Annotated in this window: 12 protein-coding genes; 11 read left to right on the forward strand and 1 reads right to left on the reverse strand. The window is 40.5% G+C overall.

All coding sequences use genetic code 11. The features are described 5' to 3' along the window. The first annotated feature begins 98 nt into the window (after positions 1–98). The 10 genes from rpoE to pdxJ all read left to right on the forward strand — a co-directional run bounded on the left by rpoE (position 99) and on the right by pdxJ (position 8831). A complete protein-coding gene (rpoE, locus tag HWV00_RS02355; RefSeq protein WP_211684528.1) occupies positions 99–677 on the forward strand; it encodes an RNA polymerase sigma factor RpoE in 579 nt (192 codons plus the stop codon). Between the two features lie 41 nt (positions 678–718). After that, on the forward strand, positions 719–1267 hold the full coding sequence (locus HWV00_RS02360) for a sigma-E factor negative regulatory protein (protein WP_211684529.1): 549 nt from the start codon (positions 719–721) through the stop codon (positions 1265–1267). A 15-nt stretch (positions 1268–1282) separates the two neighbouring features. Next, positions 1283–2323 (forward strand): MucB/RseB C-terminal domain-containing protein, encoded by a 1041-nt coding sequence (locus HWV00_RS02365; protein ID WP_211684530.1) that lies wholly within the window; start codon positions 1283–1285, stop codon positions 2321–2323. An 87-nt stretch (positions 2324–2410) separates the two neighbouring features. Further along, complete coding sequence (locus tag HWV00_RS02370; protein WP_211684531.1) at positions 2411–2890, forward strand: SoxR reducing system RseC family protein; 480 nt, start codon at positions 2411–2413, stop codon at positions 2888–2890. Between the two features lie 92 nt (positions 2891–2982). Continuing rightward, positions 2983–4779: a translation elongation factor 4 gene (lepA, locus tag HWV00_RS02375; protein WP_211684532.1), complete on the forward strand. Its 1797-nt coding sequence runs from the start codon at positions 2983–2985 to the stop codon at positions 4777–4779. Between the two features lie 7 nt (positions 4780–4786). Then, positions 4787–5701, forward strand: a complete 915-nt coding sequence (gene lepB, locus HWV00_RS02380; RefSeq protein ID WP_211684533.1) for a signal peptidase I — start codon at positions 4787–4789, stop codon at positions 5699–5701. 2 nt (positions 5702–5703) lie between these two features. Then, positions 5704–6375, forward strand: coding sequence for a ribonuclease III (gene rnc, locus HWV00_RS02385; RefSeq protein WP_211684534.1), 672 nt, complete (start codon positions 5704–5706; stop codon positions 6373–6375). Next, complete coding sequence (era, locus tag HWV00_RS02390; protein ID WP_211684535.1) at positions 6372–7283, forward strand: GTPase Era; 912 nt, start codon at positions 6372–6374, stop codon at positions 7281–7283. The genes rnc and era overlap by 4 nt, the downstream gene beginning before the upstream one ends. Positions 7284–7296: 13 nt before the next feature. Continuing rightward, on the forward strand, positions 7297–8004 hold the full coding sequence (gene recO, locus HWV00_RS02395) for a DNA repair protein RecO (protein WP_211684536.1): 708 nt from the start codon (positions 7297–7299) through the stop codon (positions 8002–8004). Between the two features lie 89 nt (positions 8005–8093). Beyond that, complete coding sequence (pdxJ, locus tag HWV00_RS02400; RefSeq protein WP_211684537.1) at positions 8094–8831, forward strand: pyridoxine 5'-phosphate synthase; 738 nt, start codon at positions 8094–8096, stop codon at positions 8829–8831. Positions 8832–8907: 76 nt separating this feature from the next. Here the strand turns inward: pdxJ and barA are convergent, their stop codons facing one another. Then, positions 8908–11643, reverse strand: coding sequence for a two-component sensor histidine kinase BarA (barA, locus tag HWV00_RS02405; RefSeq protein ID WP_211684538.1), 2736 nt, complete (start codon positions 11641–11643; stop codon positions 8908–8910). A 119-nt stretch (positions 11644–11762) separates the two neighbouring features. Here barA and rlmD point away from each other — a divergent pair, with 119 nt between their 5' ends. Further along, positions 11763–13097, forward strand: coding sequence for a 23S rRNA (uracil(1939)-C(5))-methyltransferase RlmD (rlmD, locus tag HWV00_RS02410; RefSeq protein WP_211684539.1), 1335 nt, complete (start codon positions 11763–11765; stop codon positions 13095–13097). The last annotated feature ends 11 nt before the right edge of the window (positions 13098–13108 follow it).

Below are 13108 nucleotides of genomic sequence, written 5' to 3' on the forward strand. Positions count from 1 at the left end.
TTTGGTGTTAAAACGAACTTTATTTATATAACGCAGTCTGAAAATTACGCATTAGTAATACTAGTGTCATCAGAATAATAAGAGGTTATGAGTTACTAATGAGTGCAAAAGAAACGGACTTGCAATTAGTTGAGCGAGTTCAAGGCGGTGACAAGGCCGCATTTAATTTATTGGTGACTAAATACCAACAAAAAGTTGCGAACCTGATCTCACGTTATGTTTCAGCCAGCGGTGACGTTGCGGATGTGACTCAGGAAGTGTTCATTAAAGCCTATCGTGCCTTACCTAACTTTAGGGGCGACAGTGCGTTTTATACCTGGCTATATCGTATTGCCAGTAATACAGCTAAGAATTATTTAATTGCACAAAGTAGACGACCACCTGCGAATGATATTGACGCGGCAGATGCGGAGTTCTATGAAGGCAATGATGGAATGCGTGAATCATCAACACCCGAACGCGTTATTTTAGCGGAAGAAATGAAAGCAGTTATTTTTTCAGTTATTGATGGGTTACCAGATGAGTTACGTACCGCGATAACACTACGTGAAATGGAAGGCATGAGTTATGACGATATTAGTATTGTCATGGGCTGCCCAGTGGGTACTGTTCGCTCACGTATCTTTCGAGCGCGTGAAGCGATTGAAGTGAAATTGAAACCCTTACTTCAACAGTAAGTTAAACACAGATTACGGACGAGTAAATTTAGGTATTTATTATGATAGAAAAAGAACGTTTATCCTCCATAGTAGACAATGAAAATATTGATGTAGCACTACTCGATGAATTGGGTAAAGATAAGGCACTTTCTTCAAGTTGGCAACATTACCATCTCATTGGTGATGTGATGCGTGGAGAAACACCTGCAACGGTTAATTTAGATCTAACCCGTGCCATCACTGACGCCATTGCACAAGAACCGGTACTTACTATGCCGAAAGAAAGTGCTAACGACAGCTCTTTTTATCAAAAAGTAATACAGCCTTGGTTGAAAACCGGTGGTCAATTTGCCATTGCAGCATCGGTCGCGCTAATGGTTATTACAGGTGTGCAATACAGTAATACTGAAGCACCGATCACTGGGCTTGAACCTGCGCTAAACGTAATGCCATTTGCAGGTGTTGCATCGCCAGTAAGTTTTAGTGTTGAATCACCTGATTCACGTCAAGTGCAGCCTGAATTTACCGATGAAGAAAAAGTAGAACAAGTACGTCGTATTAATGCGTTTGTACTTGATCATCAATTACAAAAACGCATCCAGCAATAATATAGTGAGCCAGTAATGTTCAAAAAAAGTGTTGGTGTGTGGATATTGTTGTCTTCATTTTTTACGCCAATGGTTTGGAGTGCAGTCGCTCCAGCCAATGATAATGACGATAACAGTGTGGCTAAGCACAATGTTCCAGCGGAACAGCAATTATCTGCTGACGCATTGTTAGATAATATGAAAGCGGCTTTTAAGCAGTTAAATTATGATCTTTCTTATGTCGAAATTGAACGTGGAAGAATTACCCCTATGCGTTACAGCCATGGGTTAATTGATGGCGTGTCTGTCGGACACTTATTGTCATTAAATGGTAATCCACGAGAATATTTACGCCGTGGCAACATCACGAGCTTTTTTGAAGCCGAACAAGCTGGTTACTCATTATCATCAACGGCGATTCCTGGGCTATTATTTAATTTAATGGCGACAGAATTAACGCTTGATGAGAGTTTATACCAAGCGATCTATGTCGGTGGTAAATCACGTGTGACAGGGCGCTTAAGCCAAGTTGTTCGTGTGGTGCCGAATGATAAATACCGTTTTGGTTATTTAATTTGGGTAGATTTAACAACCAATTTACCGCTACGTATTGATATGATCAAAGACAGTGGCGAAGTCGTATTCCAAGTGATGGCCATTTCGTTATATCAATTTCCAGATGTAACACCGTGGTTAGAGCAGTTAAATGCAGTGAAATTACCCCCTGTTTTATCTGCAATGCAAACACAAGCCTTAATGCCTGAACCGACTAAATCGGAATGGAAAGCAGCTTGGATACCGAATGGATTTAAATTGATTGTGAGTAATAAACATCAGATAGCAGGTATTAATCAGACTATTGATTATATGCAGTTTTCCGATGGGCTTGTTGATATTTCAATTTACATCAACACCAATGCGAAAGCAGGTAGTTTAAGTCAAGGATTAGGTGTATCAGGGCAAATTAGTTTACAATCTAAGATCACTGATGATATTGAGATTGTCGTTGTCGGAGAAGTACCGAGTATGACAGCTAAAAAAATAGCGGACTCCGTCGTTCGAAATCTTGATAACTAATTTATGCTAATAATCGTGACTGGGTTTAAGAATACATACGCGTATTTTTAAATCAGTCACGATTGTTTTAAACAAGGTTTCACCGATATGATTATTGAAACAGCGGTTGTTAAAAATGTTACTGGAGATCAAGTTTCGGTGCAATGTGAAAGCCAGTCCGCGTGCAACCATTGCCATGCCAGCGATAACTGTGGCACGGGTACCGTCGCTAAAGCATTCCCGCATCGAATACACAGTTTCACTGTCACTAAAACAGCAGGTGTTGTTACCGGTGATAAAATCGAAATTGGCTTACCTGAGAAGAACCTTGTCACCAGCGCAATGTTGGTTTATTTATTACCATTAGCGACAATTTTACTCTCTCTTGGCCTTGGTCAATATTTATCACAAACTTTACAATTTGAAGGTGAAGGTTTGGTTATTCTCGCCGCTTTTATCGGGGGAGGCCTTGGTTTTAGTTGTACCCGTAAATTAAGCGCTAAATTCGATCAACGGTTTGATTTTAAACCTAAAATGATAGGTGTAGTGACTCAATCGGAAGTGATAGGGCAATGGCGTGTTGATTAAAAGCAATTGAAAGATAGCAGTCATCCCGTAAATCCGTTAAAATCCGCCTCATTACGTGTCATATCTACTAAGTATTGGATATTATCTAACTCATGAAACACATTCGTAACTTTTCAATTATTGCTCATATCGATCACGGTAAATCAACTTTATCTGATCGTTTGATTTCGCATTGCGGTGGTTTATCCGACCGTGAAATGGCTGCACAGGTTCTTGACTCAATGGATATTGAGCGCGAGCGTGGCATTACAATTAAAGCACAAAGCGTAACACTGAACTATAAGGCAAAGGATGGTGAAACTTACCAACTTAACTTTATTGATACTCCAGGACACGTGGACTTCAGCTATGAGGTTTCTCGCTCATTAGCAGCTTGTGAGGGTGCTTTACTTGTTGTCGACGCTGGTCAAGGCGTAGAAGCACAGACCCTAGCAAACTGTTATACAGCGATGGAAATGGATCTGGAAGTTGTGCCAATCCTGAATAAAATCGATTTACCTGCGGCCGATCCTGATCGCGTAGCAGAAGAAATCGAAGATATCATCGGTATCGATGCAATGGAAGCAACACGTTGCTCTGCAAAAACGGGTTTAGGTATCGAAGACGTACTTGAAACAATTGTAAGAGAAATTCCATGTCCAGCAGAAGGTTCTGAAGAAGCACCGCTACAAGCTCTGATCATTGATTCATGGTTTGATAACTACCAAGGTGTTGTATCTTTGGTACGTATTACTAATGGTGTATTACGCAAAGGCGATAAAATCACTGTTATGTCAACGGGTGAATCTCATCTTGTTGATAAAGTGGGTATCTTCACACCAAAACAAACTGATACCAACATACTGCATTGCGGTGAAGTAGGTTTCGTTATCTGTGGTATTAAAGATATTTTAGGCGCACCAGTAGGTGATACGCTAACAAATACTCGTCGCCCAGCTGACGCACCTGTACCAGGTTTCAGTAAAGTTAAACCTCAGGTTTATGCGGGCATGTTCCCAATTAGCTCTGACGACTATGAAGCGTTCCGTGATGCACTTGGTAAGCTAAGTCTAAATGATGCGTCGTTATTCTATGAACCAGAGAGCTCTACAGCACTTGGTTTTGGTTTCCGTTGTGGTTTCTTAGGTTTACTACACATGGAAATCATTCAAGAGCGTTTAGAACGTGAATACGATCTTGATTTGATTACGACTGCACCAACGGTTGTTTACGAAGTTGAAACCAAAAAAGGTGAAATTGTTTACGTTGATAGCCCAGCTAAATTACCAGCGTTAAACGATATCGAAGAAATTCGTGAACCAATCGCAGAATGTAACATTCTAGTGCCACAAGAATACCTAGGTAACGTAATTACCCTGTGTATTGATAAGCGTGGTGTACAAACTAAGATGGATTATCACGGTAAGCAAGTTGCATTAACTTACGAGATCCCAATGGGTGAAGTAGTAATGGACTTCTTTGACCGTTTGAAATCAACAAGCCGTGGTTATGCGTCACTTGATTATTCTTTCGCATACTTCAATCCTGCCGATATGGTACGTGTTGACGTATTAATTAATAGCGACCGCGTTGATGCATTAGCAATGATCACACACCGTGATAATTCGATGAACCGTGGGCGTCTATTAGTTGAAAAGATGAAAGACTTAATTCCACGTCAAATGTTCAACATCGCGATTCAAGCGGTTATCGGCTCACAAGTTATTGCTCGTAGTACTGTTAAGCAAATGCGTAAAAACGTAATTGCAAAATGTTATGGCGGTGATGTAAGTCGTAAGAAGAAACTGCTACAGAAACAGAAAGACGGTAAGAAACGTATGAAGCAAGTTGGTAATGTTGAGGTTCCTCAAGAAGCCTTCTTAGCTGTGTTGCATATCGGAAAGGACTAGATAAATAATGGCAACCTATTTTTCATTGATATTGGTACTGGTTACGTTTGTTAGCGGTATTATTTGGGCGTTAGATAAACTGGTTTGGGAAAAAGCACGTGCCGAGAAAGTCGCATTTGCTAAGTCTCAAGCTGAATTACCTGCTGAGGCAATTGCTAAATTAGGACAAGAATCGTTTGTTGTTGAAAATGCAAAATCGATCTTCCCTGTGATTGCAGCGGTAATGATTTTGCGTTCATTTTTATACGAACCATTTCAAATTCCATCAGGTTCGATGATGCCGACATTATTAGTTGGTGACTTCATCTTGGTTGAAAAATTTAGTTATGGCGTTAAAGATCCGGTATTACGTTCTACACTTATCGAAACAGGTAAGCCTGAGCGTGGCGATGTGGCAGTATTTAAATACCCACCACAGCCAACCGTTGATTACATTAAACGTGTAATCGGGTTACCGGGTGATCGTATCGCTTATCGTGGAAAACAGGTTTTCGTTCAAAAAGCATGTTCTGGAACAGACTGCACAGGGTTTAAAAAACTCGATCTTAACTTAGTAGAAATTGGTAAGTTTAAAGATCAAATGGTTGAATTACAGCAATATACAGAGCAACTTGGGGATGTTAAACATAACATTTTAATTAACCCTAGCCGCCCTGATTTAGCGCGTGATTTTTATCAGCAAGATAATCCGCCAACCCGTCAATATGAATGGGTTGTACCGGACGGTCATTACTTCATGATGGGTGATAACCGAGATAATAGTGCTGATAGCCGTTTTTGGGGTTTTGTTCCAGAAGCAAACTTAGTCGGCAAGGCTGTGTTCATTTGGACTAGTTTCGAATTTGAACGCGACCAAGATTCTTTATTACCGAGTTGGATACCAACTGGTATACGCTTTAGTCGTATTGGCAAGTTAAAATAATTATGACAATTTTATTAGAAAGATTACAAAACGTATTAGGCTATCAGTACAAAAATGATGGCTTGCTACAACAAGCACTGACGCACCGTAGTGCATACTTCAAGCATAATGAACGTCTTGAATTTCTTGGTGATTCAGTACTTGGCTTTATTATCTCGGATGCATTATTTGATAAGTTTCCTGAGGTACCAGAAGGCGATTTAAGCCGCATGCGTGCAACCCTAGTTAAAGGTCTTACTTTAGCTGAAATTGCGCGTGAGTTTGAACTAAGTGAATGTTTGATCTTAGGTCCTGGTGAATTAAAAAGCGGCGGTTTCCGTCGTGAATCTATCTTAGCAGATACTGTTGAAGCGCTTATTGGTGCTATGTATCTTGATAGCGATATTACGACTACACGTGAACGCGTACTGGCTTGGTATGCAACACGTTTAGCAGACATCAAACCTGGCATTGGCCAGAAAGATGCAAAAACACAGTTACAAGAATGGTTGCAAGGACGTAAGCAAGCTCTTCCACTGTATCAAGTAGTGGAAGTTAAAGGTGAAGCTCATAATCAAGAGTTCACTATTCATTGCGTTATTGAAGGCCTAGAGCAACCTGTTACAGGTAAAGGTACTAGTCGTCGTAAAGCAGAACAAGAAGCAGCTCAAAAAGCATTGGAGCAATTACAATGAGTGATATGACTTATAGCGGCTTTGTTGCTATCGTTGGCCGTCCTAACGTAGGCAAATCAACGTTACTAAACCGCATTCTGGGACAAAAGGTAAGTATTACCTCGCGTAAACCACAAACGACTCGTCACCGTATTCTAGGTATTGATACTGAAGAAAATCGTCAAACTGTGTTTGTTGATACTCCAGGTCTACACATTGATGAAAAACGTGCAATCAACCGTTTAATGAACCGTGCTGCAAGCAGTTCACTAAAAGATATTGATGTTGATGCTGTGGTATTTGTTGTTGATGGTACACGTTGGACCGAAGATGACGACATGGTATTGAACAAGCTACGTGATATTAAATGCCCAATTTATTTGGCTGTTAATAAAACCGATGCGATCAAAGATAAAGCGGAAGAATTAATGCCTCATCTACAGGTATTGGCTGAGAAGTTTAACTTCGCAGAAATCATCCCTATCTCTGCAACGAAAGGTACCAATGTAGAAATGCTACGTGGTATTTGTTCAAAGCAATTACAAGAAGGTGATTTTTACTTCCCTGAAGATTACGTAACGGATCGTTCTTCACGTTTCATGGCATCTGAAATCATTCGTGAAAAACTAATGCGTTTCACTGGTCAAGAATTGCCTTACTCTACTACGGTTGAGATCGAGCAGTTTAAAGTAAGTGAAAACGGCACATTCCATATCAATGCGCTAATTTTAGTTGAACGTGATACCCAAAAACGTATGGTTATTGGTAATAAAGGTTCGAAGCTAAAAACGATTGGTACTGAAGCACGACGTGACATGGAAACTTTGTTTGATAATAAAGTATTCCTAGAATGTTGGGTTAAAGTGAAATCAGGTTGGGCTGATGATGAACGTGCACTTCGTAGCTTAGGTTACGGAGATGAAGTGTAAATAGCTTTATTGCATGGACTTACAAAACGCCTTTGTACTGCACCGTCGTCCCTTTAAGGAGTCGAGTTTATTAATCGACTTCTTTACCATTAACGATGGTAAAATTTCGTTAGTGGGACGAGCAGGGCGAGGGCGTAAAAACAGTCAAAGTGCAATATTACAGCCGTTTACCTTACTTAATATCGCCTATGCCGGCAAAGGTGGATTAAAATCCATGCGTCAGGTCGAGGCGGTATCTAATTCATTACCGCTCTCAGGTAAGCATCTCTACGCCAGTTTTTATTTAAACGAATTGCTCTATCGTTTACTCGCCAGCGAACAAGCAAACCCCGAACTATTCTCTCATTACCAACATGCTTTATTAGCGTTAGCCAAACGAGATCCCCTTGAACCTTTATTGCGTGAATTCGAACTCAATTTAATGCAATGTTTAGGTAACATTGGTGCGTTAAGCTATTGTGCTGATACCATGGATGCTGTTTTTCCTGATCGTATGTATAAGTACGTACCACATGTTGGGATAGTGCCATCGATTTATAAAGTGGCTGTGGGTAGCTCATTTTTAGGAAAAGATTTGCTGGCATTCGAGCAAAGACAATTTAACCAAGAGAATTTAGCGGCTGCAAAACGCTTTTGTCGTCAAATTTTGTTACCCTACTTGGGCAATAAACCGCTGAAAAGCAGAGAACTGTTTATTAATAAGCCTGTGAAAAACAGATAACTTTTTATTAATAAGCGATAAGAACCAGATAGCTGTTTATTAATAGCCACTATAAAGTAGATAACTATTTATCAATAAGGGAATGAAACGTGAATAAGATCTTTTTAGGTGTCAACATTGACCATATCGCAACCCTACGCCAAGCACGAGGCACGACTTACCCTGATCCTGTACATGCTGCATCAGTAGCTGAACTAAACGGCGCAGATGGTATTACGGTGCATTTACGTGAAGACCGTCGCCACATTGTTGATCGCGATGTACGAGTGTTAAAAGAAACCATTCAAACACGCATGAATCTAGAAATGGCTGTTACGGCAGAAATGCTAGATATTGCTTGCGAGATCAAACCTGAGTTTGTTTGTTTAGTGCCTGAAAAACGTGAAGAGTTGACGACTGAAGGCGGTCTAGACGTACTTGGTCAGCAAGACAAGATCACGAAAGCGGTTACTCGTTTAAGCGAAGCTGGCATTTTAGTATCACTATTTATTGATGCAGATAAAGAACAAATTGATGCTGCTGTTGCAACGGGTGCTCCGTACATTGAAGTGCATACAGGCGCTTATGCAGATGCCGACTCTGAATCAGAGCAACAAGCGGAATTGAAAAAGATTTCTGCAGGCGTTAGCTATGCGCATAAAGCGGGATTAAAGGTGAATGCTGGTCACGGTCTGCATTACCATAACGTGCAACCAATTGCGGCTATTCCAGAAATTTATGAGTTAAATATCGGACATTCAATCATTGCTCGTGCAGCATTTGATGGTCTTGGTAAAGCGGTAAAAGATATGCAGGTTATTATGCAAGAAGCGCGTAATAACAGCTAAGCTAAACGCTATATTAGCCAATAAAAAGGAGCCTTTGCGGCTCCTTTTTTCATGATTTAATTTTTCTTTCTACAGCCTAGCTCGGTAAATAAGGTTGGGCTTCTTTTATTACCGTTTCAATGGCTTCTTGCAGCTCGAAAATTTCAGGTTCAACATCTTCAATTTCGGCGCCTTTACGTAATCCTCGCTCAATTTGATCCGCCAAATTCTGAATTGGTAATACGCCACAACATGCGGCACCACCATGGAATTTATGGATGATCTTCTTAAACTCGGAACGTGATAAGCTACGTGCAAGCGCTTGCTCTAAGTGCTCACTTATCTCGGGTAGGCTATTGATAAACATCTCTAGCATATCCATGGCAAGGTCTTCTTTACCCATTGAACGTTGTAGAGTCAGTGGCCAATCTAAAATATGATTTTGCACTGTACTATGATCATGTGACGAACTGCTCCACTGTTGTAGTGTACGTTTAAGAATAGATTCATCAATCGGCTTGGTTAAGTAATCATCCATGCCTTTACTCAGAAGACGGTCACGCTCGCCACTCATCGCATGTGCCGTAACTGCAATTATTGGAGTGGACTGGTTACGCGAACCGGAACGAATGGCTTTACAGGCGCTAATACCATCCATAATGGGCATTTGAATATCCATAAAGATAATATCAAAGTCCATCTGATTAGCTTTAGCAACAGCCTCTGCGCCATTGCTACAGCTTTCTATCTTAGTGACCGAATCCGCTAACATCGCGCTAATTAATTTTAGATTTGCTGGGTTATCATCAACCGCTAAAATAGAGATATCAACCTTGGCCTTTGGTTTTTCTATTTTCAGCTGTGGTATTGGCTGCTCTGCTGGCTTGTCTAAATAAGCTAATGCATTCACTAGTTTACGATGATTACATGGCTTAGTCAGGCAGTGTCTTGCGCCTACGCGAATAATTTCTTCTTGTAAGCAAGGGTCTGAAGAGTTAATTAATACCACCACTGCGGCATCCAGATCATGACACTGACTCATCTTGTTATACATAGGTGTTAACTTGGTTTCATCATTCTGAGCAATCACAACACAGTGATAAGGCTGATTGATGTAATGCTGCCACTCTGCTTCTGTCGCACAATGGAGTACATCAAGATCCCAGCTATTAAGCAGTGATATTAATGAGCGTGCAGAGTAGTTATCAGCTTCGTAGAGTAATACTTGTTTACCTTTAAAGTCACTGACTGGTAACGGTTCAGACACTGAATTTGAGGTAACATTGAATTTGAGTGAAAATTTGAAATTAGAACCTTGGCCTAAATCAGAGTCCAATGATATTTCACCACCCATAAATTCAACTAAGCGTTGTGTGATCACCAGTCCTAACCCTGTACCGCCATAGCGACGTGAAATACTGGTGTCGGCTTGGTTAAAGGCTTCAAATAGCTGCGCTTGTTGTTGCTCTGAAATACCAATACCGGTATCGCGAATATTTGTTTGGATAGTGACGCTATTACCTGCCCATTCAAGCAATTCAATATGAATATCAATATTACCTGTTTCAGTAAACTTGATCGCATTACCGAGTAAGTTAGTGATCACTTGTTGGAAGCGGAACGGATCACCAATTATGCCGTCAGGCACATTTTTATCAACGTGTAGCGACAACTCAAGACCTTTATCATGCACTGTTGGTGCAAGTAATATGGCGGCTTCTTCAATGGTATCTCGTAAGTTGAAAGGGATTTGTTCTAGGGTTAATTTACCCGCTTCAAGTTTAGAGAAATCGAGAATATCATTAATAATACTGAGTAAGTTCTTCGCCGATTTTTCAATGGTCTGCAAGTAATCGGTTTGATTTGGACTTAATGATGTTTTTAATAGCTGACGAGAGAAACCAATAACACCATTGAGTGGGGTTCTTAATTCATGACTCATGTTGGCCAAGAACTCTGACTTAACTTGCGCAGCAGCCTGTGCACGTTTCTTTGCCATATCCAATTCAATATTTTGAATTTCAATCTGCTCTAAGGTTTCACGTAAATCAGATGTTGCTTGATCAATATTCTGCTGCATCTCTTCATGATAAGCCGACAACGACTTAGCCATGGAGTTAATACCATTCTTGAGTAGTGCTAATTCACCGGTATGCTCACCAGTTACCCTGGCATCAAGTCGACCTTCTCTGATCCTATCCACGACAGTAACCATGTCGGTAATAGGCTGAGTCACGTTTTTAACTAATCGCCACGAGAAGATAAGGGCGGTAAAAAAGCCCAGTAATACAATGAATACGGAAACGGTCGTATCACGATATTGCAGTAATATGGCTTTATCTCGAATAAGTTGAATCGATAAATAACCGAGTATTTGTTCTGGGTTTTCTAAGCTTAACGGAAAATTATTGGTATCGATTTCAGCAATAATAGGGGAGCGAAGAATAATATAATCATCCAGTACCTCGACTTGTGTCGTCTCCGGCATTTTGCTCTTATCGGGATTTTTTAGAACAGAGAAATTACGGTGATAATTACTGGTGACAAAAAGCTTATTATTGGTATCAAAAATCGCAATACTTTTAATCGTGGGGGCAAACTTACGGTGAGTTAAACCGAGGAGTTTTTTAAGTGATTCTCGGCTGTTTTGCAACATCCCGTACTCACTTGCGATGGCCAGTGGCTCAATAATATTGATGCCCTGTTCAATAAGCACTGTCTCTAACTGCTGATAGCGGTTAAAGGTGAAATAGCTGGCTAATAATGTACCGATCAAAATGGTCGGGAAAATAGTCAGCGACATTACTTTGGCACGAAGTCCGTATTTAGTCATAAAGTCATCTTATTGGTATCGGGTTTAATGCCATCTGCAGAAGTTATTTAAAGTATAAAGCGGGAAAGCAGGTTAGAATAATACCCTAATGATGACATAGGCAATAGTTGTATATCAATATGGCGCAAATTTTTAAAGCAAAAAAAGTACAAAAAACTCCGAGTAAAGCGGTCGAGATCACTATTGAAAAGCTAGATCACCAAGGTCTAGGTTTGGGTCGTCTTGATGGCAAAGCGATATTTGTTGCAGGTGCACTACCTGGCGAGCGAGTATCAGTGAATATTATTGAGCAAAAAAAGCAATATGCGAAAGCAACCTTAAGAAAAGTATTAACGCCATCAGAGCAGCGAATTGAGCCTGCATGTCCACATTATGCAACGTGTGGCGGCTGTAGTTTACAAACATTAGCGTGCGACGATCAGGCCGATTATAAGCAAACGGCCTTGTTTAGTTTATTACAAAATTTCAGTAAAAATGATGATATTGAGTTTGCAGAACCGATTTTGTCACAACCTTGGCAATACCGTCGCACCGCACGTTTAAGTGTGATGTTTGATCGTAAGGCAAAGAAATTGGCATTTGGCTTCCGTGAGCGTAACAGTAAATCATTGGTTTCGATTAATGAATGTCCCGTATTAGAACCAGCCTTATCTGCATTGATCCAGCCATTACGTCAATTACTTGCTACGCTTACTGTGCGTCGTGATTTAGGCCATATTGAATTGTTTGCTGTTGATTCTGGCATTATTTGTTTGTTCCGTATTTTAAAACCATTAAACGATAAAGATCTGGCGCTATTACAAGCATTCGCCAGTGAACAGCAGTTAAGTATTTATTTACAGCCAGAGCCTGAGTCGGTACTTAAGCTAACTCCAGACACTCCCGCTGCATGGTATCAGTTAGCGGATGGCGAGTTTAAGTTAAGCTTTACACCGGGTAATTTCATTCAAGTTAATCCAATTGTGAACAACCAGATGGTAGAGCAAGCAATTAATTGGCTTGAACTTACTCCGGAAGACAAGGTCTTAGACCTGTTCTGTGGTGGTGGTAACTTTAGCTTACCTATTGCGCGTTTATGTCATTCTGTTGTTGGTGTTGAAGGCGTTGATGAAATGGTGCGACAGGCACAAGTCAATGCAGCTGCGAACAATGTCGATAATGCTAAATTCTACCAAGCGGACTTATCAGCTGATTTTTCTAAACTGCCTTGGGCAAAAAACAGTTTTGATAAAGTATTATTAGATCCTGCTCGAGCGGGTGCCGCAGAAACTGTGCAATATTTACATAAACTAAAAGTGAAGAAAATTGTCTATGTATCTTGCAATCCAGCGACATTAGCGCGAGACTCGAAGTTGTTGATGGAAAAGCATTATAAATTAACACGCCTTGGTATGATTGATATGTTCCCACAAACGGGGCATGTTGAGTCAATGGCGTTATTTGAACGCGTTTAGAGATAGACGTG

This window comes from Moritella sp. 24 (genome assembly GCF_018219155.1).
Lineage (GTDB): Bacteria > Pseudomonadota > Gammaproteobacteria > Enterobacterales > Moritellaceae > Moritella.

What these genes read in the sequence shown, in the direction of transcription:
- rpoE (WP_211684528.1), top strand. Translation starts at nt 99, where the DNA reads ATGAGTGCAAAAGAAACGGACTTGCAATTAGTTGAGCGAGTTCAAGGC.
- HWV00_RS02360 (WP_211684529.1), top strand. Translation starts at nt 719, where the DNA reads ATGATAGAAAAAGAACGTTTATCCTCCATAGTAGACAATGAAAATATT.
- HWV00_RS02365 (WP_211684530.1), top strand. Translation starts at nt 1,283, where the DNA reads ATGTTCAAAAAAAGTGTTGGTGTGTGGATATTGTTGTCTTCATTTTTT.
- HWV00_RS02370 (WP_211684531.1), top strand. Translation starts at nt 2,411, where the DNA reads ATGATTATTGAAACAGCGGTTGTTAAAAATGTTACTGGAGATCAAGTT.
- lepA (WP_211684532.1), top strand. Translation starts at nt 2,983, where the DNA reads ATGAAACACATTCGTAACTTTTCAATTATTGCTCATATCGATCACGGT.
- lepB (WP_211684533.1), top strand. Translation starts at nt 4,787, where the DNA reads ATGGCAACCTATTTTTCATTGATATTGGTACTGGTTACGTTTGTTAGC.
- rnc (WP_211684534.1), top strand. Translation starts at nt 5,704, where the DNA reads ATGACAATTTTATTAGAAAGATTACAAAACGTATTAGGCTATCAGTAC.
- era (WP_211684535.1), top strand. Translation starts at nt 6,372, where the DNA reads ATGAGTGATATGACTTATAGCGGCTTTGTTGCTATCGTTGGCCGTCCT.
- recO (WP_211684536.1), top strand. Translation starts at nt 7,297, where the DNA reads ATGGACTTACAAAACGCCTTTGTACTGCACCGTCGTCCCTTTAAGGAG.
- barA (WP_211684538.1), bottom strand. Translation starts at nt 11,643, where the DNA reads ATGACTAAATACGGACTTCGTGCCAAAGTAATGTCGCTGACTATTTTC.
- rlmD (WP_211684539.1), top strand. Translation starts at nt 11,763, where the DNA reads ATGGCGCAAATTTTTAAAGCAAAAAAAGTACAAAAAACTCCGAGTAAA.